The following is a 21,951-nucleotide window of genomic DNA, read 5'->3' as shown; positions in this document are numbered from 1 at the left end:
GGAAACCCAGGAGTAGAGTAAATGAAGTTACGCGCGATAATGCTTTCGCTGCTTGCGCTCGCGTCCGTGCCATGCTCGGCCCGCGCCGAGGACGCGGCCGACTACCCCTCCAAGAAGATCAAGATGCTGCTGCCGTTCGGGGCCGGTGGCGGCGGCGACGTGCTCGGCCGGCTGCTTGCCGACCGGATGGGCAACCGTCTTGGGCAAACCATTTACGTCGAAAACCGCACCGGCGCCGCAGGCACCATCGGCGCGCAGCAGGCGGCGACCTCCCCGCCGGATGGCTACACCATCACGATCGGCGGCATGACCACGCATGTGCTCGCGCCGGCGGTCTATCCGAACCTGCCCTATGATCCGATCAAGGACTTTACGACCATCGGCCGGATCGGAACGTCGTCCATTCTTCTCATCTCGACGAAGGATTTTGCCGCCAACGATCTGCGCGGCCTGACCGAGCTATCGAAAAAGGGCGAGCCGATCCAGTACGTAAGCTGGGGCGTCGGCTCGACCGGACATTTCTGCGGCGAAATCCTCTCCCAGAAGGCGGGTGTCCGCCTGCAGCATGTCCCGTTCAGCGGCGCGGCGAAACTTGCCAACGACCTGATGGGCGGGCACATCTCGGTGGGGCTGGTCGACATGGCGACCGGGACGCCGCTGGTGAGGGATGGCAAGCTGAAGGCGCTTGCTGTCTGCGGCGGACGATCGCCGAGCCTGCCTGACGTGGCGAGCTACAAGGAGCAAGGCGTCGATTTCGAACGGAGCCTGTCCTGGGTGATGTATGCGCCCGCGGGTCTTCCCGCTTCCGTGTTACGCAAAAAATTTCCGGCGCGCTCAAGGCGTCGCTGGCCGAGCCCGACATCATTGAGAAGCTGCTGGCACTCGGCATCTCGGTGGACTTCATCGCCGGAGACCAGCAGCGCGACATCAACGCGAGCGACATCGAAGCCTGGAAGAAAGTCGCCAGCGACGCGAAGATCGAGGTCAAGTAGCGGAAGCGTGTCCCGGACGCACTGCAGCGCCCGCTCGGCGCTGCAGTGCAGAGCCGGGACCCATCTCAACGCGCGGGAATGGGTCCCGGCTCAGCAACGCAGCACTTCGTGCCGCGTTGCGTCCGGGACACGACACCTATCCGACGCTGAATGCTCAGTTCGCCTTGCCGAACAGCATGGGCAACTGGCGCGGGCCGCGCACGGTACCTTCCGACCACGTGACCTTACCGGCCGGATCGAGCCTGAAATCCGGAATCCGCTTCAGCCATTCCTCGATCGCAACGGTCATTTCCATACGCGCGAGGTTGGAGCCGACGCAGCGGTGAATGCCGAGGCCGAACGCCGCGTGGCGATTTTCCTTGCGGTCGATCACCACCTTTTCGGCATCGGGGAACATCGCCGGATCGCGGTTAGCGGCCGGGAACGACAACAGCACCATGTTGCCGGGCTTGACCGGGCAGCCGCTGACGGTGGTCTCCTTCATCACCTCACGCGCCATCGTCACCGGCGAATAGGCGCGCAGCAGTTCTTCGACCGCCAGCGGCATCAGTTCGGGCTCCGCGACAAGGCGCTCGCGGTCCGCAGGCGTCTTCGCCAAATGCCACAGCGAGGAGCCGATCGCGCTCCAGGTGGTGTCGATGCCGGCGATCAGCAGCAGCCGCAGCGAACCCAGCACATGCTCATCCGCCAGCGGATTTCCGTCCTTGTCCTTCGCGTTCATCAGCGTCGTGATCAGATCGTCGGTCGGATTCTTTTTGCGCTGCTCGAGGTGGCCGGCGAAATAGCCGGTCATCTCCCTCACCGCCTCCATCAGCGCGTTGTCATCCTTGATGCCGAGTTCGAGGATGCCGTGAATCCATTTGATGAAGAGATCGCCGTCCTTTTCGGGAATCCCGAGCATATGCGCGATGGCGCGGACCGGAACATGCTTGGTATAGCGCGCGGCGGCGTCGCATTTGCCGTCGGCAATGAACTCGTCGATCAGCTCGTTGCAGATGGCGCGCACCCGCGGCTCGAGCTTTTTCATCGCGTCCGGCGTGAACGGCGGCAACAGCAACTGCTTGGCAGGCTTGTGCTCAGGCGGATCGGAGGTGATCGGCGGCGCCCTGGCGGTTATCTCCGGCCGCATGTCGCGCACGATGACGCGCCGCGAAGAAAAATGGTCGGTGTCGTAGGCGATTTCCTTCACCGCCTGGTAGGTGGTCGGCATGTAGCAGCCGAGGAACCGCTCGGTGTAAACGACCGGCGACGCCTCACGCAATTTTTCCCAAATCGGAAACGGGTTTTCCGTCCAGGTCGGATCGGTGTGGTCGAAATCGTTGACCCAGTCGGTGACTGGGGGATGTTCGGGCATGATGCTGGCGGAATCGGACATCGGAGCAATTCCTCTGCTTGGTACGTTCAGATCCTGGTGGATTAAGGATCGCGTGACCGGACTATTCCTCGGTCACCTCGATCGCGATCTCGGGGCAGTTGCTCTGGGCGAGCCAGGCTTTGTCTTCCAGACCCGCGGGCACGGAACCGTCGCCGACTTCGTGCGCGTTGCCGAATTCGTCGAGGTCGAACAGTTCGGGTGCCAGTGATTTGCAGCGCGCGTGGCCCTGACATTTGTCCTGGTCGACGCGGATTTTCAGCTTTCCAGCCATCGCAGCGTTTCCCTTTTGCGGCGCGCATTATCTCGCACTGCCCTCTCTCGGCGCGACGGCGCAGACACGCCGGCTCACCGCGAAGTTATATCGTATTACATTCGCGTTGCCGTTGTGCTGTCAAGGCAAAAGTTATAGATCATGGAACTGAATGCCGCCTCGACCCGCACGCAAAGCACTGAACGCCTATCACCATGGGGATCTTCGTGATGCCCTGGTTCAGGCCGCGTTGCACGAAGTCGAGCTCGGCGGTCCCGAAGCGATCAGCATCAGCGCGCTTGCCAAGAAGCTCGGCGTCTCGCAGCCGGCGCCCTACAAGCATTTTGCCGATCGCGAGACGCTGCTGACGGCCGTCACGGCCGAAGCGTTCCGGCAGTTCTCAGCCATGATGCGCACGGCGATCGAAAAGCCGTCAAAGCAGTCGAAGCTGTCGCGCTTCGCGCAGCTCACGCTTGATTTCGGCCTGCGCCGCAACGGCATCTATCGCCTGATGTTTGCGTCGCGAACCATGGCATGCGCGCCGAAAGGCAGCGAGCTGCAAAGCGCGGCAATGGAGACATTCGAACTCCTGGTGGAAGCGCTGGAGGCGCCGGCCGTCGGGCTCCTGCGCGAGCGTAGCGCCCTGAAGGTCTGGGCCTCGCTACATGGCGTGGTCATGCTCGCGGAACAGGGATTGCTAACCGGCCAGGTTGCCCATGTCAGCCGGGAAGAGCTGGTCGAAGACATCGTCGGGGAAACCAAGCTCGCGCTGTCGGTCGCCATCAAGGCGGCCGGCCAGTGAAGGCCAAGGCGCCGCCGGCCGCGCCTCGCGCTGCCGACAACACGGACCTCTATGGCGGCATCGCGCTCGGCGTCGCCGCGGCCGCGGCTCTCATCGTCGCAAACTCGCCGATCGGGCCTCAATATCAGGCGCTGTTGCATACGACCGGCGAGGTGCGGATCGGATCGATCGGGCTGACCAAGACGCTCGAACACTGGATCAACGACGGCTTGATGGCGGTGTTCTTTCTGCTGGTCGGCCTCGAGATCAAGCGCGAAGCGATCGAGGGTGCGCTGGCAAGTCCGAAGAAAGCGGCTTTGCCCGTGATCGCCGCGTTTGGCGGCTTCGTCACGCCGGCCGCGATCTTTGCCGCGGTAAACTGGGGCGACGCCCACGCGTTGCGCGGCTGGGCCATACCGGCAGCCACCGACATCGCTTTTGCGCTCGGCGTCTGCGCCATGCTGGGACGTAAAGTGCCCGCTTCGCTGAAAACTTTTCTATTGGCGCTCGCGATCATCGACGACCTGATGGCCATCATCGTCATCGCGATCTTCTATACCGCCGACCTTTCGGTTCTGGCGCTGGCGCTCGGCGGGCTCGGCGTCGCCGCGCTCGTGGTCCTCAACCTGCTCGATGTGCGCAAGCCCGCGTTCTATCTGATCGCAGGCCTATTCACCTGGGTCTGCGTGCTCGAATCCGGGGTGCATGCGACGCTCGCCGGCGTCGCCGTCGGCTTCGCGATGCCGCTGACGCGGCAGGACGGCCACAGCCTGCTCGAAGATACCGAACACGCGCTCAAGCCGTGGGTCAATTTCGCCATCGTCCCGATCTTTGCCTTCGCCAATGCCGGCGTATCGCTTTATGGCCTGACCTTCGCGAATCTGACAGCGCCGATCCCGCTCGGGATTATTGCAGGACTTTTCATCGGCAAACAGGTCGGGGTCTTTGTCGCGTCGCTGCTTGCGATCAGGCTGGGCCTGGCTGCCATGCCGGAAGGAACCACGACTACAAAACTCTATGCAATGGCCATCCTGACCGGCATCGGCTTCACCATGAGCCTCTTCATCGGCACGCTGGCGTTCGACGATGAAGCGGTGCTGAAACAGATCCGGCTCGGCGTCCTCGCGGCTTCGCTGCTGTCCGGCATCGCCGCCGCGCTGCTTTTTGCGGCCCTCAGCCGATCGAACGGAGTTCCGGCTCCCCGATAGGCGGCGCAAACGCGCCACACCCGCCATGAGACCGAAGCCGGGATGGCAGCCGCCGCTTGTATTCGCCACAGGCAAATGGTCTAGCTTGTCCAGTCAAGGGCAACGCCGGTTGAGCACGAGCTTTACCAGATCTACTGCACCGCGCCGTCTGAAACTCGCGCTAGCGCGATCCGTCGGAGGCGTAGCGCTCGGCGTGCTGGTGTCGTTTTGCGTCACGGGCCTTGCGCTTGGAAAAGACGATGGCGACGATGAGGAGGAGGATGCGACCGCGGCAAAACCGGCCCTGCCGAACTTTTACCTCGATATGAGAACCATCTACTCGACGCTGCCCGCCGGCTCGCTCTCGATCGGATTCAGCTCGCCTCCGTTGTTATCGAGGCTGGTGAGCCTTTCCTCGCTCCGAACCCAGACTTCGCCGTCCAGCCAAAGCCTCTCGGTCGACCTGCCCTTGACTGTCGATGTCAATGATCGGCTCTCGGTCTATGGCGGCGTCAGCGGAGCCACGTCGCAGGCCGGTACCGATCCCTGGACTGCGTTCACGATCTTCAGCTTTACCGTCGGATTCCAGGCCGACATCTATCAGCAGAACGGCGGAACGTTTCCGACCATCACCGTCCAATCCAACGCGTCGCGTTCGACTTCAGATGCCCCGCTGGCCTCCACCACCTACAACACGATCGTCGAGGCGGACTACGCACTGAATGCGGATGAAACGCGCGGGCTGCTCGCGGGAATGCAGTACGCCAAGGTCCTGCTCGATAGCCCCCTCGCCCGCGTCAACCCTGATGTCATGGGCTATGTCGGCGGCTATTATCAGTGGGACAACAACTGGAAGCTGACCGGCCGCTTCGGTGTGCAACACTTCGGCGGCGCGCAGCTTCTGAACCTGACGCCGTTTCCTGCCTTCACGCAGCCGATCGTTCGGTTCGACCTCGACCGCATGGACGACAACGACAATCGGCTGTTCGGCGTCACCGCACAGATCGCCTGGACGCCGAAGCCGTCCTACCAGCTAACGCTGCGAACGCCGCTTTACGCGATTAGGAATTAGTGGCGACGCTACAGCAAAGGCCGCCGAGGCGTATTGTCCGGCGACAGCCGTTTGACGGATCGCAACCGGCATACGCTCAGGCCGCTTATGCGGGCTGCGAGTCCCGCGCGGCCGCGCCGCGCAGCAGCTTGCCGATCTCCGGCTTGCAGGCGCCGCAATTGGTGCCGGCCTTCAGGCGCCGGCCGACGTCCTCGACGCTGGCTGCCCCTTTAAGGATTTCGGCCGATATCTGATGTTGTCCGACGCCGAAGCACGAGCAGACAATCGGCCCGACATCCTGGCTGGCATCGAGCGGCTGCCCGGTCAGCAGCGACATCCGCGCATTCGGCGACAATACCTGCTCGGCGAATAGCCCTGATAGCCACGACCGCGAGACCAGCTTGTGGTCGGGGGCGATAAACACGCAGCCCTCCAGCCGGCCGTCGCGAACAGCCGCGTAGCGGAAACGGCCAGCCTTCGGATCGCGATAGGCGATCCACTCGATGTCGTCATATCCGACGCGTAGCTGCGCCCGCGCCCAATCGCGCCAGCTCGGTGGCCGCTCATCGCCGGCAAGCTCCATCCGCCAGCAGGTCCCCGAAAGCCCGCCGACCCAGTAGCCCGCTTCGGGACGCTCGATCTCCTGCCGGCTGAGAATGAAGGCATGCCATTTCGGCAAGTAAGCAGCCGCCTTGACCGGCGTGTGCTTGGACTCCGGCTGCCCGGAGATCGGATCGGTGGCCGGATTGACCAGCGCGTTGACCCGGCCATCGCCGGCATACTCGCCGTTCCAGTGCATCGGCACGAACACGCAGCCGCGCCGCTGGTCGGCGGTGACGACAACGCGCGCCACCATCCCGCCCCAGGGACTGGTCAGTCGCGCGAGCCCGCCATTCTCGACGCCGGCCATGCGTGCATCGTCGGGATGGAATTCGGCACAAGGCTCGAAAACGTGCGCCAGCAGCCGCGGCGATTTTCCCGTCCGCGTCATGGTGTGCCATTGATCGCGGACCCGCCCGGTATTGAGCACCAGTGGATAGTCCCGGCTGGTCGCGTTCACGGCGGCACGCGGCGTCACCGGCACAAAACGCGCCTTGCGGTCGGCAGTGAAGAATTTTCCGGTTTCGAACATCCGCGGCGTGCCGGTCGGATATTCGCGCGTCACCGGCCACTGAATCGGGGTAAGCGCATCGTAGGCGCGATCGTCGAGCGTATTCAGGGCAGACAGATCGAAATCGCGCGTCCCTTCATTCTCGAAACTGGAAAGCCTGGCGTGCTCGCGGAAGACCGCGGCAACGCTCGGATAGTCGAACCCCGAAAAGCCCATGCGCTGGGCGACGTCGCAGACCGTCTGCCAATCGGCCCTTGCAGCGCCGGGCGCAGGCAGGAACCGCCGCTGCCGGGAGATGCGGCGTTCGGAATTGGTGACGGTGCCGTCCTTTTCGCCCCAGGTCAGCGCAGGCAGCAATACGTGGGCATGACGCGTGGTGTCGGTATGACGCATGCAATCGGAGACGACGACGAGCTCGCATGCATCGAGAGCGCGGCGCACGCGATCGGCATCCGGCAGGCTGACCAGCGGATTGGTGGACATGATCCAGACCGCCTTGATGCGCCGGTCGGCGATCGCGTCGAACATGTCGACGGCCTTGAGGCCCTGCCTGTCCGCGATAATTGGCGACTGCCAGAAGCGCTGGACCATGTCGCGGTGCTGCGGGTTTTCGATCTCCATGTGGGCGGCCAATTGATTGGCCAGCCCGCCGACTTCCCGCCCGCCCATGGCGTTGGGTTGTCCGGTCAGCGAGAATGGCCCCATGCCGGGTCGCCCGATACGGCCCGTCAACAAATGGCAGTTGATGATCGCATTGACCTTGTCGACGCCGCTGCTCGACTGGTTGACGCCCTGCGAATAAAGAGTGACGACCCGCTCGGTTTTGGCAAACCAGTCGAAGAACAACGCCACCGCGCCCTCGGCCAGGCCGCAGATTTCGGCAGTCTGCGCAACTGTCTGGCCGGCGACCTGGCGCAACGCGGCTTCGGCGCCGGTGGTGGAGCCATCCACGAACGCGCTGTCGATGGCGTCGCGCGAAGCAAGATGCGCGAGCAATCCATTGAACAGCACCGAATCGCTGCCTGAGCGAAGCGGCAGGTGCAGATCGGCGCCGTCACATGTCGCAGTCCGCCGCGGATCGATGACGACAATGCGGCAGGCGGGGTTGTTGGCCTTGGCGGCCACCATACGCTGGTAAAGGATCGGATGGCACCAGGCGGCATTGGAGCCGACGAGGACCAGAAGATCGGCGGTTTCGAGGTCCTCATAGCAGCCCGGCACGGTGTCGCTGCCGAACGCGCGCTTGTGACCCGCCACGCTCGACGCCATGCACAGCCGGGAATTGGTGTCGATGTTGGCGGTGCCGATGAAGCCCTTGGCGAGCTTGTTGATGACGTAATAGTCCTCGGTGAGAATCTGGCCGGAGACATAGAAGGCGACCGAATCCGGCCCATGCTCGCGGACGATTCTGGCAAAACCCTCCGCGACATGATCGAGTGCGCTATCCCAGCTCGTTTCCTGCCCGTTGACCACAGGCGCGAGCAGGCGCCCCTCGAGGCCGATGGTCTCGGCCAGCGCCGAGCCCTTCGCGCACAGCCGCCCAAAATTGGCGGGATGAAGCGGATCGCCCCGAACGGTAACCGTATCAGAGGCATCCCTGTCAGCGATGACGCCGCAGCCGACGCCGCAATACGGACAGGTTGTCTTCACTGGCACGGGCGATCACCCTCACTCGGCGGGCACGGCCGCCGCCGTCTGGATACAAAGCCAGACGATGTCATTCTCCACCTTGGTCGGATGCGCGCGCGTGCATCCCTCATCAGGCGCGACCGCCGTACCGCTTTTGAGCTCAATGACGAAATTGTGCAGCGGACAGGTGACGCGTTTATTGTGCACGATGCCTTGCGACAGCGGTCCGCCCTTGTGCGGACAGCGATCGTCGAGCGCGAACACCTCGTCGTCGGCGGTCCGAAATACTGCAATGTCTCCGGACGCCGTTCGCACGACACGCGAGCCGAGAACGGGAATATCGTTCAGCGTCCCGATTTCAATCCAGTTGCTCATGCGAGTTCCAGCTCCGCGAGCGGGGTGAATTCGTTGCGATCGACGCCGCGTTTGGCGCGCGCCGCCCAGGGATCGCTCTGCGAGAACTGCTGCGAATAAGCGAAACGGCTGAACAGGGCTTTGCGGTTGGCGACATCGTCGACCACCTGCTTGCGGATGGCGTCGAGACCGACCCGGTCGCACCACTTGTACATGCGCTCCAGATACCAGCCCTGCTCGCGATAGAGCTGTGTCAGCGCGGCGATGACTTCGAGCGTTTCCTCCTCGGTCGCAACCTTGCCCAGGAACTCGGTTCCCTTGATGTGAAGACCGGCGGCGCCGGCGAAATGGATCTCGAATCCGGAATCGACGCAGACGACGCCGACGTCCTTGCAGGTCGCTTCCGCGCAGTTGCGCGGACAACCGGACACTGCAAGTTTCACCTTGGCCGGCGTCCACGAGCCCCACATGAATTTTTCGATCTTGATGCCGAGGCCGGTCGAATCCTGTGTGCCGAAACGGCACCATTCCGAACCGACGCAGGTCTTCACCGTCCGCAGTCCCTTGGCATAGGCGTGGCCCGACACCATGCCCGCATCATTGAGGTCGGCCCAGACGGCCGGCAAATCCTCCTTCTTCACGCCGAGAAGATCGATGCGCTGTCCGCCAGTCACCTTGACGGTCGGAATCTTGAACTTGTCCGCGACGTCGGCGATGGCACGCAATTCATCCGGCGTCGTGACGCCGCCCCACATCCGGGGCACGACCGAATACGTCCCATCCTTCTGGATATTGGCGTGGACGCGTTCATTGATGTAGCGCGACTGCTGATCGTCGCGATACTCGCCGGGCCAGGTGGCAAGCAGGTAATAGTTCAGGGCGGGCCGGCAGGAATGACACCCGTTCGGCGTCTTCCAGTCCATGAACCTCATGACGTCGGGGATGGTTTTCAATCCATTCTCGATGATGACGCGGCGCGCATCGTCATGGCTGTGATCGGTGCACGCGCACATCGGCTTGACCTTCGGCGCCGCCGAATAGTCGCCGCCGAGCGTGAAGGCGAGTACCTGCTCGACCAGACCGGTACAGGAACCGCAGGACGACGATGCCTTGGTGTGCGCACGCACGTCGTCGATCGTGAAGAGTTTCTTTTCGCTGATCGCTTTGACGATCGTACCCTTGCAGACGCCGTTGCATCCGCAGATTTCCGCGTCGTCGCTCATGGCGGCGACCGAGTTCTTGCCGCTATGGCCGCCATCGCCGAGATTGGCGGCGCCGAACACCAGCCGCTCGCGCATTTGCGAAACGTCGGTGCCGTCGCGCAGATGCTGGAAGTACCACGGGCCGTCGATGGTGTCGCCATAGAGCACGGCGCCGATGATCTTCTTGTCGCGCAGAATGATCCGCTTGTAGACGCCGCGGGAAGCGTCCTGCATGACGATCTCTTCCTTATCCGCACCCGGCGCGAAGTCGCCGGCGGAGAACAGGTCGATCCCGGTCACCTTCAATTTGGTCGAAACGACCGACCCGTCATAGGTGGCGAAGCCCTTCATGGCGAGATGATTGGCGCAAACCTTGGCCTGGTCGAACAGGGGAGCCACGAGGCCGTAGGTCTGGCGGCGGTGCTGCACGCATTCGCCGACCGCATAGATGCGCCCGTCGTAGGTCTGCATGGTGTCGGAGACGACGATGCCGCGCTCACAATAGAGACCTGCCTTGCGCGCCAGCTCGATATTCGGGCGAATGCCGACCGCCATCACGACCAGATCCGCGGGGAGTTCCTCGCCGTCGGCAAAGCGCACGCCGGTCACGCGGTCCTCACCCAGGATCGCTTCCGTCTGTGCGGGCATCTTGAACACCATGCCGCGCTCTTCCAGCGACTTGCGCAGCAATCCGCCCGCGACCTGATCGAGCTGGCGCTCCATCAGCGTGTCGAGCAGATGCACGACAGTGACGTTCATGCCGCGCTTCATCAGTCCGTTGGCGGCTTCGAGGCCGAGCAGACCGCCGCCGATCACGACGGCATTCTTGTAGCTCGTCGAGGCCTGAACCATGCGCTCGACGTCCTGAATGTCGCGAAAGCCGATGACGCCCGGGAGGTCCTTGCCCGGAAGCGGCAGCATGATCGGGTTGGAGCCGGTGGCGATCAGCAGGCGATCATAGGGCACCCGCGCGCCTTCCGCGGTGACGACTTCGCAGGTACGCCGATCGATCATCTCGATCATTTCGCCCTTGCGCAGCGTGATCCCGTTATCCTCGTACCACTGCTCGGTGTTGAGCATGATGTCGTCGACGGTCTTCTCGCCGGCGAGCACAGGCGACAGCAGAATCCGGTTGTAATTGCCGTAGGGCTCGGAACCGAAGACGGTGATGTCATAAAGGTCGGGGGCACGATCCAGCAGCACTTCCACCGTGCGGATGCCGGCCATGCCGTTGCCGATCACCACCAACTTTTGCTTGCTTATTTTCTCGAGCATGCTCTGCCTTCTAATCCGGGTTCCGATGGTCTCACTCGGCGACGCAGATCTGCATCGTCGATTGGCAGGAAATATTGAATGATTGGGAGTGCCCATCGGCGGGCAGATAATCGTCGACTATGACGATCGATGATTTCCTGTATTCAAGACACGTGCCAGCGCCAGCCCCGTAGTTTTCGGGCGCAACGCACGATGAATCGTTAATTGGCTGCACCGGTGCGTGCATGAATGCCCAAAAAATCACCCCCTCGGGCTATCCATTGTGCACAACACGAATGCTTGACCATGACCCGGCGTCAATTTGCTGCCGGAAATGGCACTACGCGGATATGCGGCTCTTCAGGAGCGCTTTTCCGCGAATGCCCGCCACCGCATAATAAAACACCACGCTGCACGTTCGGGCGGCTGTTTTTGCCAACAAACGGAGCAGCGAGCGCGTTCGAGGCCGGTTATCCACGCGCAGCAAGGCACTGCAAATACATGCAAAGTGGCGCGCTCGTTTTTCTGGCACACGAATTGCTGACGTTACGGCACGGAGTGTGTGTCTCAACGACGAGACGACCTCTCGCTTTCAAAATCCATCCCTTTGTGCCGAGATCGCCGCGCGCTGCGCGGCGTCACGCGCCGCTGTTCGAGGCTGCTCGATGAAGTTTGCTGAATTCAAGAAGGCCGGCCACTGGCCCACGCTGCTCGCCGCCTTCCTCTATTTCGACATCAGCTTCATGGCCTGGGTCGCGCTCGGTCCGTTGATCGTCTACATCGTGAGCGACATGAACCTCGCCGTCGAAGAGAAGTTCACGCTTGTCGCCATTCCGGTTCTGGCCGGCGCATTGCTGCGGGTGCCGATGGGCCTTCTCGCCGATCTGTTCGGCGCCAAACGGACCGGAATTGTCGCGCAAATAGTTGTCATCGCCGCGACGGCGTGGGTCTGCTACTTCGGCCTTCCGAGCAAGCTGTCGGTGGAGATCTTCGGTCTCGCGCTCGGCATCGGCGGCGCCTCGTTCGCGGTGGCGCTGCCGCAGGCGAGCCGCTGGTATCCGCCGCAATATCAGGGTGTGGTGATGGGGATCGCCGGCGCCGGCAATATGGGCGTCGTGCTTGACACGATGTTCGCGCCGACGATCGCCGAACTTTGGGGCTGGCAAGCCGTGTTCGGCGTGCTGCTTGTTCCGATGGTGCTGATCCTCGCCTACTACATCTACGCCGCCAAGGATGCGCCCGGGGAGCGGAAGCCGATTTCGCTGAAGGCTTACGGTACCTTGCTGCGCGACCCCGACAGCCGCTGGTTCATGTTCTTCTACTTCATCACATTCGGCGGCTTTGTCGGACTGGCCAACGCGCTGCCGCTGTATTTCTCGGTGCAGTATCACGTGTCAGGCGTTGCGGCGGGACTGCTGGTTTCCCTGATCGTCGCGTTCGGTTCGGGTTTCCGCCCGGTCGGCGGACTGATCGCCGACCGCATCGGCGGCATCCGCTCATTGTCGATGTTCTTTGGCGTCGTCGTGGCGTCCTATCTCGTCATCGCCTTCATGCCGGAAGGGCCTGCTGCGCCGGCGGCTGCGGGCTGGGCGCTCACCGAGATGCCGCGGATCGCCTGGATCTCGGTGTTGCTGTTCTCCATCGGCGTCCTCGCGCTCGGCATGGGCAATGGCGCGGTGTTCCAGCTCATTCCTCTCCGCTTCCGTCAGGAAATCGGCCTGATGACCGGCATGGTCGGCTGCGCCGGCGGCATCGGCGGCTTCTTCCTTGCCCAGGCGCTCGGCATCGCCAAGGGAATGACCGGCGGATTTGGCGCGGGCTTCGTGTTTTTCGGCCTGCTGGCGTTGCTTGGTTTCCTCGGACTTGCCATGGTCAAGGTGCGCTGGCGCACTACATGGGGCGCCGCATCGGGAGCGCGGGTCTAAAGACCGGCGCTGCTAACTTGACAGGCCGCGGGTGACGATCGGTTCGCAACGAAATCTCGGGGTTCGCGTCGGCTTCGTCAGCGAGACCGGCAAACGGTCCGCCAATGAGGATTACGTCGCGACCTGCCTCGGCCGGTCCGGTGTGAGCAACCGCGACATTGTCGCCGCGGTCGCCGACGGCGTCGGCGGACACAAGGGCGGGCGCGAAGCCGCCGAGCTCGCGGTCCGGTGCTTCATCGACGCCTATTATTCCCTCCCGGAAACGCTCGGCGTGCGCCGCCGGGCATCGCGTTCGCTGGAAGCCGCCAACAGCTGGATCTACACGCAAGGCCGCACCGATCCCCTGCTCAGCGGCATGAGTTGCGCCTTCTCCTCGATCATCCTGTCGCGGCGGCAGTGCCACGTCATTCACATCGGCGACACCCGCGCCTATCGCCTTAGCGAGGGGCGCCTGGAGCGGCTGACCACGGACCACATCGCCGGACGCGGCGATCTCGCGCATCTGCTCAACCGCGCCATCGGCTTCGAGGACTTCGCCCGCTTCGACTACGCCACCGTCGGACTGCGCCAGCACGACAGGCTTCTGATCTGCAGCGACGGCGTTCATGGCGTGCTGGCCGACCACCGGCTGCAGGTGCTGTTGAGCGAGCGCACCTCGCCGGAAGAATCCGCGCGCGCACTGGTTGACGCGGCGATGGATGCCGGCTCCAGCGACAACATGACCGCCTTGGTGCTCGACGTCGTCGACCTGCCGCCCGCCGACCGCGACGAACTCACCCACTCGATCGCGACGCTTCCGATTTTGGACCTGCCCGAAGCCGGCGACGTTATCGACGATTTCATACTCGGCGAAATATTGTCTGACGGACGCTACAGCCGCCTGTTCAAGGCGATCGACAAGCGGCAGGGCCGCGAACTCGTGCTGAAGTTTCCGCATCCGCGCGTGGCCAGCGAGGGCTCCTATCGCCTCGCCTTCGTCCGCGAGGCGTGGGTCGCGGCGCGTGTGCGAAGCCTGTGGATCGGAGAGATCGTCGAACTGCCTGCCGAACGGCAGACCCGCCTCTATTCGGTGATGCCGCTTTACGAAGGCGAGACGCTGGAACAGCGGCTCAACCGCTCGCCGCAGCTTTCGCTAAGCGAAGGCATCGGGATCGCGACCAAACTGGCGCGCGCGGTCGCGACCTTGCATCGTGCCGGCATCATTCATCGCGACATCAAGCCCGATAACGTGATCCTGTTGAACGGCGGCGGATTGCGGCTGGTCGACCTCGGCGTTGCACGCGTGCCGCTGCTCGAGGATTTCCCGGCCGAGGATATTCCGGGCACGGCGAGCTACATGGCGCCGGAGCTGTTCGGCGGGCGGCCCGGCGACGAGTTTTCCGATCTCTATGCGCTCGGCGTCACCGTCTACCGGATGTTCACTGCCGCCTACCCTTACGGCGAGATCGAGCCGTTCTCGCGGCCCCGCTTCGGCAAGCCCGCTTACCTCTCGCGCTATCGCCCCGACCTGCCGGCCTGGCTGGACGCGGTGATCGGCAAGGCGCTCAACGTCGATCCGGCGCAGCGCTACGGCGATGTCATCGAGTTCTCGCACGAACTCGAGAACGGCGCGATGTGGGCGAAGCCCGCCGTCGCGGCGCGGCGCTCGCTCTACGACCGCGATCCGCTCGTGTTCTGGAAGAGCCTGTCCGCAGGCCTGATCGTGCTCGTCATCCTGCTTCTGGCATGGTCGGTACGAAATTAGCCCGACGCTCCGGAGGAGCGTCGGGCTGTGTCACGTCAGCGAAGCCAACCGCGTTGGTTTCGCGATCTGGCTCACACCCCGGTCTGGGTGATGAACTTGGTGTTGAAATACCCGTCCATCGCCTCGGTGCCGCCCTCCGAGCCGTAGCCGGAATCCTTGACACCGCCGAACGGCACTTCGGGCAGCGCGAGGCCAAAGCTGTTGATCGAGACCATGCCGGCTTCGATGGCGGCGCCAATCGCTGTCGCCGTCTTGGTCGAACTGGTGAAGGCGTATGACGCCAGGCCAAACGGCAAGCGGTTGGCTTCCTCGGCCACCTCATCGAAGGTCGAGAAGCGGGAGATCAGCGCCAGCGGGCCGAACGGCTCTTCGTTCATGGCGCGCGCATCCTTCGGCACATCGCTGACCACGGTCGGTTCGTAGAAGTATCCCTTGTTGCCGACGCGGTGGCCGCCGGTCTCGAGCTTGGCGCCCTTGCCCACGGCATCCTGCACCATGCCCTCGATGGCGGTGACGCGGCGCGGATTGGCGAGCGAACCCATCTTCGAATCCGGATCCATGCCGTTGCCGACCTTCATCGACTTGGCGCCTTCGACGAACTTGTCGACGAATTCGCGAAACACGTCGTCCTGCACCAGCATGCGGGTCGGCGAAATGCAGACCTGCCCGGCATTGCGGTACTTCGCCGCCGCCAGAATCTTTGCTGCCGACGACACGTCGGCATCCTTGAACACGATCGCCGGCGCGTGGCCGCCCAGCTCCATGGTGGCGCGCTTCATGTGCAGGCCCGCCAATGCGGAGAGCTGCTTGCCCACGACAGTCGATCCCGTGAAGGAGATCTTGCGGATCACCGGATGCGGAATGAGATATTCAGAAATCTCCGACGGCACGCCGTAGACCAGGTTGATGACGCCATCAGGCACGCCCGCATCGACAAACGCCTTGATCAGTTGCGCCGGGGACGCCGGCGTTTCCTCGGGCGCCTTGACGATGATCGAGCAGCCGGCCGCAAGGCCCGCGGAGAGTTTCCTGACGACCTGGTTGATCGGGAAATTCCACGGCGTAAAGGCCGCGACCGGGCCGACCGGCTCCTTGACCGCGATCTGGTAAATGCCGGGGCCGCGGGCCGGGATCACGCGGCCATAGGCGCGCTTGGCTTCCTCGGCGAACCACTCGATGACGTCGGCGGCGGCCATGGCTTCCATCTTGGCCTCGGCCAGCGTCTTGCCCTGCTCCATCGTCATGAGCGGCGCGATCTCGTCATTGCGCTCGCGCATGATCGCGGCCGCCTTGCGCATGATCCTGCAGCGCTCGAACGGCGCCACCGCCCGCCAGACCTTGAACCCCTTGGCGGCCGCTTCCAGCGCCTCGTCGAGATCGGCGCGGTCGGCATGCGCCACGGTGCCGATGGTTTCCTCCGTCGCCGGATTGAGCACAGCGATGGTCCTGCCCGATTGGCTCGGCCGCCATTTGCCGTTGATGAACAATTGAGTATTGGAATATGCCACGAGACTTGCTCCCTCTTTTATTGTCGCCGGATGGCGAATGGGCCGGCTGAAGATCCGGCGCCTTTATGATCGAAGCCCGGCCGGATTGCAAAGCCGATTCAACCGGGTATGGCCCTGCGACCGGCGCAGAGCGCATCCGCCGCCCGCGTCATTTCCGCACCCAGATAATTGCGGAACCGCACCTGACCGCTGAGTGCCGCGAAATCGGGATGTCGCGTCACGCCGCCATCGGCCACCAGCAAATATTGCTCGGCAATTTCCGCCAGAATCTCCAGATGCCAGGCCGCGGTCGGATGCAGGCACAACACCACGAGACGACCCTCGGCCCGCAGTTTGCGGAAGAAGTCGAGCATGAAGCCGATATATCCGTCCTGCAGGTTGAACTGCGGCTCGTCGAACAGATGCACCATGGGCGCCGATGTCGGCGACTTCCCGAGCAGCACAGACGGGACCAGCTTGCGGAAGCGGCGGACCTGATAGGACTGGTGATAATGGATCGCCAGCCGGTCACGCTCGCGATATTTGACCCGGTGAATGTCGGTACCGGCGACGTAGACGTGGCCGGAAGACGGCGTATTCGAACCCGTCATCATCTCGAACAGCGTGGTCTTGCCGGCGCCGTTCGGGCCGACCACGCCGATGATCGAGGGTCGGTCGATCTCGAGATCGGCTTCGAGCGTAAACGTCTGATGTCGCACCACGCGCCCGCGTGTGTAGACCTTGCGAACCCGATCCAGAACGAGCAGCGGCGAAGCCATCAGTGAACTCCGAGCAGACGGTGGCGGAGCGCGCCGTCGTCGCGGAGCGCAGCCGCTTCTCCGGTCCAGGCGATCCGGCCACGGTCGATGACCGCGGCATGATCGGCGACCGATAGCGCGATCTCGGCGTTCTGCTCGACCACCAGCGAAGCGACGCCTTCCTCCCGCAGCCTGCGGATGGTCGCCAGCACGTCGCCGACGATCTTTGGCGCCAGCCCCTGGCTCGGTTCGTCGAACAGGATAAGTCCTGGCGCGCCGACGAGCGCGCGCGCGATCGCCACCATCTGCATTTCACCACCCGACAGATTTTCGCATTCGCGCTCCATCAAATATTCGAGCGGCGAAAAGATTTCGCAAGCCTCCTTGACGGTCCAGCTCCGGAACCGGGTGCGCTTCTGCGCGATGCCGAGATTGCGCGCCACGGAAAGCGTCGGACACAGCCGCCGGTCGTCGGGCACCCAGCCGATGCCGCCGCGCGCGATTTCGTGCGTCGGGCTATGGGTGACCTCGCGGCCATCGAACCGGATCGCCCCACGCCTCGGACGCGTGAGCCCCAGGATCGAACGCAGCATCGTGGTCTTGCCGGCTCCGTTGGGGCCGAGCAGCGCAAACACCTTTCCGTGCTCCACCGCCAGCGACGCGCCGAACAGCGCCTGGGTTTCGCCGTAAAACGTATCGACCGCCTCGACTTCCAAAATCATGCGAACCGCCCGAGGTTGGAGCGCTTGACCCATTCATTCTGCTGCAGCTCGTGCGGCGCGCCGCGCGCTACCACCTGACCCCAGTGGATCACCGAAATGCGGTCGGCCAGCGAGAACAGGAATTCCATGTCGTGTTCGATGGCCACGATCGTGAGCTTGCCCTTGAGACGCCCGACCAGCGCCGCCAGCCGCTGCACGCCATCGGAGCCAAGCCCGGAAGTCGGCTCGTCCAGGCACAGCACCCGGGGGTTCTGCCCGAGCGCGACCGCGATCTCGAGCGCGCGGCGATCGCCATAGGAAAGATCCTTGGCGCGCACATCGCCCTTGTCGGCAAGCCCGACGGTTGTGAGCACCTCTGAAGCTTTCCTTGCAAGACCGTGATCGCCGGCCGCCGCGTGGCGCATATCAAAGCCGCGGGCGCGAAAACCCGGCAGGCCAACCATGACGTTTTCGCGCGCGGTGAAATCGTCGAACAGCGTCATGATCTGAAATGAGCGTGCGACACCCTTGGCGGCGATGCGATGCGAGCTAAGCCCCGTCACATCTTCGCCATCGAGCCGGATCGAGCCGCGGCTCGGCTTCACACGGCCGGTGAGCACGTTGAAGAAGGTGGTCTTGCCGGCGCCATTGGGGCCCATCAGGCCGTGGAATTCACCCTCTGGCACCGCAAGGTCGATGCTTTCGAGCACGACGCGGTCGCCGAACCGGACGTGAATGCCTGCGACTTCGATCAGCGCCATCGCTCGCCTCCGAACAACAGACGTAGTGCCGAACCGCCCTGCTGCCGCATCGAATGCAGCGAACGGTTTTGCCAGGCTGCAGTAATGGCGCCGGCAACGCCCTCGGGCCGGAACAGCACCACGGCCATGAATAGCAGACCGAAATACAACATCCAGGCATTGGTCAGCGCGCCGATCACGTCGCGCGCGATCAGAAACAGGAACACGCCGACCACGGGTCCCCAGAAACTGACGAGGCCGCCGCCGACCAGCGTCATCATGACGACGTAACCGGATTGATGCAGGCTCATCACATCAGGGAATGCGGCAAGCTGCGCCATCGCGAACAACCCGCCGGCAAACCCCGAAACCGCCGCGGACAGCGTAAAGATCGACGCCTTGTAGAGCCAGACATTGTAGCCGAGATGCGCGGCGCGGGTTTCGCTCTGCTTGATGGCCGCGATCACGCGGCCATAGGGCGAATGCACCAGCCGCCACAGTGCGACCACCGCCACGCCGAACACGATGAGAACGAAATAGTAGAACGCCACATTGCCGGCGAGATCGAACGACGCAAATCCAAGATCGGCCGGCAGCCGCGCGATCTTCAACAGCCCGTCCTCGCCGCCGGTGACCTTGTGCGACTTGATCGCGAGCGTCCAGAAGATCTGGCCGAAGGCGATGGTCATGAAGGCATAGTAGATGCCGCGCCGGTGCGAGATGAACAGCGCGACCAGCGCCTCCGGCCAGTCCCGCAACAACAAACGCAGCCGCCAGGCATATCCAGAGATTCGCAACGACATTGAACTGACAGAGGCCGAAGGCGTAGGCGCCGATGCCGAAATAAGCGCCGTGACCGAACGACGGCAACCCGGCCGTACCAAGCACGAGATTGAACGCCAGCGCGTAGAGCGACCAGATCAGGATTTCGATGCCGAGATAAGGATAGAGGCCGACGCGCGCGATCCACAGCGGCACCGTCGCCAGCACCAGAAGCAGCACCAGCATGGTGGGCGTTATCAGCCGCTCGGAATCGGATTTTTGCGTTGGGATCATCTTTAGGCCTCAAGCACGCTTTTCTTGCCCCAGAGGCCGCGCGCCCGAACGGTCACGACCACCACCAGCAGCACGTACATCGACAGCAAAGACCATTCGGAGGCATAGGCGCCGGTGAGGCCGACGGCGAGACCGACCAGCAGGCCCGCAACGACCGCGCCCCAGAAACTGCCGACGCCGCCGAGCACGATCACCAGGAATGCCGGAATGACGGCGTCGACGCCCATATGCGGGCGGATGCCCCAGATCGGCGCCACGATGATTCCGGCGATCGCGGCCAGCATGGTGCCAAACACGAAGACCAGGAGCCGCAGCCGCGTCAAATTGATGCCGAGCGCGCGCACGATCTCGCTGTCATGGGCGCCGGCCTTGACGGTCGCGCCGAACGACGTCTTCTCGATCAGAAGCCAGACCAGTCCGATGATCGCGACCGCGATGCCTGCGGCATAGAAGCGATAGGTCGACCAGATCAAATCACCGAACAGAAAGCCGCCGCTGACGCCTTGCGGAACCTGCAACACGTAATCGCGCGTACCCCAGGTCAGGCGGATCGTCTCCTCGATCACCATCGCCGCGCCAAAGGTGAGCAGAAGGCCGTAGAGCGGATCCTTGCCGTAGGTGCGGCGCATGCAGAATTCGATGGCAATGCCGACGATGCCCACCGCCGCCGGCGCCAGGATCAGCGTCGCGACGTAGCGCCAGCCGAGCGGCATCGCGAGCCAGGCATGCGCGATATCCGGCGGGAACGGCGGGCGCGGTCCCATCAGTTGCATGGCGAAGTAGGCGCCGAGCGCGAACAACGAACCATGCGCCAGGTTGATCTGCTCCATCAGCCCGACGATCAGCATGAAGCCGAGCGCGATCAGCGCGAACAGCAGGCCGAGCGTGAGGCCGTTGAGGATATGCGGAAGGAGATCGAACAAGCTGCAGTCTCGTGTTGGAATTGCGAGACAGCGGGCGCGCCGCACGCCCGCTGCAGGAGGTGAAGCCCTGTTGTCGTCAGGAGTCGACGGTCGGAACCTGCTCGTAGGGCGTCAGCTTGCACTTGGCTTGCGCATCGGTATCGGCAGCCGCCTTCGGCTCGGTCCAGCTGATGATCTCGTACAGATCGGTGTTATCCGACGGCTTGGCGTTGCGGCGCGCCAGGTAGATCGTCTGCTGCATCTGATGCGTCACCGGGTCCATGTAGGCATCGAAATGCTGCATGCGGTCGGTCGCCGAGACCTTCAGGTTTTCAAGTTCCTTGATAATCTTGATGTTGTTGGTCGAGCCTGCGCGCTCGATCGCACGCAGCAACTCACGCGTCGCCATGTAGCCGTTGTAGGAGACGTTTCCGGGCACCGGGATAGACCCCTCCTTGTTGGTGGCCTGCCACTTCTTCACGAATTCCGCGACGCCGGGCAGCGCGAGCTTGTGATACCAGGTGGTGCCGAACACGCCGAACAGGCTGTTGGGCGCGCCCCACACATCGGGCCAGTCCTGCTGGTTGTTGATCCAGGCCGGCTTGCCGTCGAGCTTGAGCTGGGCAACCTGCTCGCGCAGCGCCTTGATGTCGTCGCCGCCGATCGCGGTCGCCACTACATCCGGCTTCGCCTGCTGGATCTTCAACAGATACGCCGTGAAGTCACGCGTGTTCTGCGGCACCAGCAGATTGTCCATGATCTTGCCACCGGCACCCTCGACCTGCGCTTTCGTCGCAGCTGACGTGGTGTGGCCCCACACGTAATCGTTGGTGAGCAGCATCCATTTCTTGCCGATCGAATCGACGGCGTTCTTGACCGACGCCTTGGAGAAATTGGTGCCGTTACCGTCCCAGACGAATTTGATGCGCGAACAATTCTCGCCCGCCTCGCTGGGCGCCGAGGAATTGGTGTTGAGGTAGATCACGCCGTTCTTGGCGGCGACCTGGGTGATGGCGTTGGCGACGCCGGAATGCACCGCGCCGATCAGGATGGTGCAGTCTTCCCGGGTGATGAAACGCTCGGCGATGCGGCTGCCGGTCGCCGGCGTCGTCTCGGTGTCGGCGGTGATCCAGGTGACCTTGCGCCCGAGCACCCCGCCTTTGGCGTTGGCCTCGTCGATCGCCATCTGGATGCCGCGCAGATCGTCCTGGCCGCTGTTGCCATACTGGCCGCTGGCGTCGCAGGTCAGGCCTAGCTTGATCGGCTTGGCGGCGCCTTGCGCCCAAACCTGATTTTCCTTCCACGGGCCGAAATAACTGGCCGTCCCGGCAAAGGCACTGGCCATCAGGCTGCCCTTGAGAACGCCTCGCCGCGAGATTTCACGCTTCGTCATGGCTCCCTCCCAACCGCTTTGTTTTCTTGTTGCAGCTCATAGAATGAACGTTCTATTGT

The 21,951-nt window shown here is 63.4% G+C and carries 18 protein-coding genes and 2 pseudogenes; 6 read left to right on the top strand and 14 right to left on the bottom strand.

Annotated features, from left to right (window positions below):
* Positions 1–27: 27 nt before the first annotated feature.
* On the bottom strand, positions 28–318 hold the full coding sequence (locus V1279_RS04740; protein WP_334432992.1) for a hypothetical protein: 291 nt from the start codon (positions 316–318) through the stop codon (positions 28–30).
* On the opposite strand from V1279_RS04740, the pseudogene V1279_RS04735 reads away from it, so the two are divergent.
* Positions 211–762 (top strand): annotated as a pseudogene (locus V1279_RS04735) (Bug family tripartite tricarboxylate transporter substrate binding protein); the annotation flags it as partial. The gene V1279_RS04740 and the pseudogene V1279_RS04735 sit on opposite strands and share 108 nt — an antisense overlap.
* A 384-nt stretch (positions 763–1,146) precedes the next feature.
* Here the strand turns inward: V1279_RS04735 and V1279_RS04730 are convergent.
* Together V1279_RS04730 and V1279_RS04725 are read right to left on the bottom strand one after the other, a co-directional pair.
* Positions 1,147–2,367: a cytochrome P450 gene (locus tag V1279_RS04730; RefSeq protein ID WP_334432989.1), complete on the bottom strand. Its 1,221-nt coding sequence runs from the start codon at positions 2,365–2,367 to the stop codon at positions 1,147–1,149.
* A 61-nt stretch (positions 2,368–2,428) separates the two neighbouring features.
* Complete coding sequence (locus V1279_RS04725; protein WP_057853801.1) at positions 2,429–2,638, bottom strand: ferredoxin; 210 nt, start codon at positions 2,636–2,638, stop codon at positions 2,429–2,431.
* A gap of 151 nt (positions 2,639–2,789) precedes the next feature.
* On the opposite strand from V1279_RS04725, the gene V1279_RS04720 reads away from it, so the two are divergent.
* From V1279_RS04720 to V1279_RS04710, 3 genes are all read left to right on the top strand, one after another.
* Entirely contained in the window at positions 2,790–3,419 is a 630-nt protein-coding gene (locus tag V1279_RS04720) for a TetR/AcrR family transcriptional regulator (protein WP_334432987.1), read from the top strand.
* On the top strand, positions 3,416–4,606 hold the full coding sequence (gene nhaA, locus V1279_RS04715) for a Na+/H+ antiporter NhaA (protein ID WP_334432985.1): 1,191 nt from the start codon (positions 3,416–3,418) through the stop codon (positions 4,604–4,606). Before V1279_RS04720 ends, nhaA begins: the two co-directional genes overlap by 4 nt.
* Before the next feature lie 109 nt (positions 4,607–4,715).
* On the top strand, positions 4,716–5,657 hold the full coding sequence (locus tag V1279_RS04710; protein ID WP_334432982.1) for a hypothetical protein: 942 nt from the start codon (positions 4,716–4,718) through the stop codon (positions 5,655–5,657).
* Positions 5,658–5,742: 85 nt separating this feature from the next.
* Here V1279_RS04710 and V1279_RS04705 read toward each other — a convergent pair whose 3' ends face one another.
* Genes V1279_RS04705 through nirB form a run of 3 tightly spaced genes read right to left on the bottom strand, consistent with a single transcriptional unit; the run spans position 5,743 to position 11,207 of the window.
* Positions 5,743–8,403 carry a nitrate reductase gene (locus tag V1279_RS04705; RefSeq protein ID WP_334432979.1) on the bottom strand — a complete coding sequence of 887 codons (2,661 nt, stop codon included), beginning with the start codon at positions 8,401–8,403 and terminating at the stop codon, positions 5,743–5,745.
* 12 nt (positions 8,404–8,415) lie between these two features.
* Positions 8,416–8,751, bottom strand: coding sequence for a nitrite reductase small subunit NirD (gene nirD / locus V1279_RS04700; RefSeq protein WP_334432977.1), 336 nt, complete (start codon positions 8,749–8,751; stop codon positions 8,416–8,418).
* On the bottom strand, positions 8,748–11,207 hold the full coding sequence (gene nirB, locus V1279_RS04695) for a nitrite reductase large subunit NirB (RefSeq protein WP_334432975.1): 2,460 nt from the start codon (positions 11,205–11,207) through the stop codon (positions 8,748–8,750). The genes nirD and nirB overlap by 4 nt, the downstream gene beginning before the upstream one ends.
* Positions 11,208–11,851: 644 nt before the next feature.
* On the opposite strand from nirB, the gene V1279_RS04690 reads away from it, so the two are divergent.
* On the top strand, positions 11,852–13,111 hold the full coding sequence (locus V1279_RS04690) for an MFS transporter (protein WP_334432972.1): 1,260 nt from the start codon (positions 11,852–11,854) through the stop codon (positions 13,109–13,111).
* A gap of 31 nt (positions 13,112–13,142) precedes the next feature.
* On the top strand, positions 13,143–14,855 hold the full coding sequence (locus V1279_RS04685) for a protein kinase domain-containing protein (RefSeq protein ID WP_334432970.1): 1,713 nt from the start codon (positions 13,143–13,145) through the stop codon (positions 14,853–14,855).
* A 71-nt stretch (positions 14,856–14,926) separates the two neighbouring features.
* Here V1279_RS04685 and V1279_RS04680 read toward each other — a convergent pair whose 3' ends face one another.
* From V1279_RS04680 to V1279_RS04645, 8 genes and pseudogenes are all read right to left on the bottom strand, one after another.
* Positions 14,927–16,363: an NAD-dependent succinate-semialdehyde dehydrogenase gene (locus tag V1279_RS04680; protein ID WP_334432968.1), complete on the bottom strand. Its 1,437-nt coding sequence runs from the start codon at positions 16,361–16,363 to the stop codon at positions 14,927–14,929.
* Between the two features lie 98 nt (positions 16,364–16,461).
* Positions 16,462–17,121 (bottom strand): ATP-binding cassette domain-containing protein, encoded by a 660-nt coding sequence (locus V1279_RS04675; RefSeq protein ID WP_334432966.1) that lies wholly within the window; start codon positions 17,119–17,121, stop codon positions 16,462–16,464.
* A complete protein-coding gene (locus V1279_RS04670; RefSeq protein WP_334432963.1) occupies positions 17,121–17,822 on the bottom strand; it encodes an ABC transporter ATP-binding protein in 702 nt (233 codons plus the stop codon). Before V1279_RS04670 ends, V1279_RS04675 begins: the two co-directional genes overlap by 1 nt.
* A complete protein-coding gene (locus V1279_RS04665; RefSeq protein ID WP_334432960.1) occupies positions 17,819–18,562 on the bottom strand; it encodes an ABC transporter ATP-binding protein in 744 nt (247 codons plus the stop codon). The genes V1279_RS04670 and V1279_RS04665 overlap by 4 nt, the downstream gene beginning before the upstream one ends.
* Positions 18,553–19,302, bottom strand: coding sequence for a branched-chain amino acid ABC transporter permease (locus tag V1279_RS04660; protein ID WP_334432957.1), 750 nt, complete (start codon positions 19,300–19,302; stop codon positions 18,553–18,555). Before V1279_RS04660 ends, V1279_RS04665 begins: the two co-directional genes overlap by 10 nt.
* A gap of 34 nt (positions 19,303–19,336) precedes the next feature.
* Positions 19,337–19,549, bottom strand: a pseudogene (locus V1279_RS04655) (ABC transporter permease subunit); the annotation flags it as partial.
* A gap of 50 nt (positions 19,550–19,599) precedes the next feature.
* Positions 19,600–20,520 carry a branched-chain amino acid ABC transporter permease gene (locus V1279_RS04650; RefSeq protein ID WP_334432954.1) on the bottom strand — a complete coding sequence of 307 codons (921 nt, stop codon included), beginning with the start codon at positions 20,518–20,520 and terminating at the stop codon, positions 19,600–19,602.
* Between the two features lie 76 nt (positions 20,521–20,596).
* Positions 20,597–21,892: an ABC transporter substrate-binding protein gene (locus V1279_RS04645; RefSeq protein WP_334432951.1), complete on the bottom strand. Its 1,296-nt coding sequence runs from the start codon at positions 21,890–21,892 to the stop codon at positions 20,597–20,599.
* Between the last annotated feature and the right edge of the window lie 59 nt (positions 21,893–21,951).

The organism is Bradyrhizobium sp. AZCC 1610, assembly GCF_036924515.1.
In the GTDB taxonomy this organism is placed as follows: domain Bacteria; phylum Pseudomonadota; class Alphaproteobacteria; order Rhizobiales; family Xanthobacteraceae; genus Bradyrhizobium.
Note: the sequence above shows the minus strand (reverse complement) of the source record. Positions and strands in the feature narration are given on the sequence as shown.

Bases quoted from the DNA above. Each gene is read 5' to 3' on its own strand.
- V1279_RS04740 (WP_334432992.1), bottom strand. From the start codon at position 318: ATGCGTGGTCATGCCGCCGATCGTGATGGTGTAGCCATCCGGCGGGGA.
- V1279_RS04730 (WP_334432989.1), bottom strand. From the start codon at position 2,367: ATGTCCGATTCCGCCAGCATCATGCCCGAACATCCCCCAGTCACCGAC.
- V1279_RS04725 (WP_057853801.1), bottom strand. From the start codon at position 2,638: ATGGCTGGAAAGCTGAAAATCCGCGTCGACCAGGACAAATGTCAGGGC.
- V1279_RS04720 (WP_334432987.1), top strand. From the start codon at position 2,790: ATGCCGCCTCGACCCGCACGCAAAGCACTGAACGCCTATCACCATGGG.
- nirD (WP_334432977.1), bottom strand. From the start codon at position 8,751: ATGAGCAACTGGATTGAAATCGGGACGCTGAACGATATTCCCGTTCTC.
- nirB (WP_334432975.1), bottom strand. From the start codon at position 11,207: ATGCTCGAGAAAATAAGCAAGCAAAAGTTGGTGGTGATCGGCAACGGC.
- V1279_RS04690 (WP_334432972.1), top strand. From the start codon at position 11,852: ATGAAGTTTGCTGAATTCAAGAAGGCCGGCCACTGGCCCACGCTGCTC.
- V1279_RS04675 (WP_334432966.1), bottom strand. From the start codon at position 17,121: ATGGCTTCGCCGCTGCTCGTTCTGGATCGGGTTCGCAAGGTCTACACA.
- V1279_RS04670 (WP_334432963.1), bottom strand. From the start codon at position 17,822: ATGATTTTGGAAGTCGAGGCGGTCGATACGTTTTACGGCGAAACCCAG.
- V1279_RS04665 (WP_334432960.1), bottom strand. From the start codon at position 18,562: ATGGCGCTGATCGAAGTCGCAGGCATTCACGTCCGGTTCGGCGACCGC.
- V1279_RS04645 (WP_334432951.1), bottom strand. From the start codon at position 21,892: ATGACGAAGCGTGAAATCTCGCGGCGAGGCGTTCTCAAGGGCAGCCTG.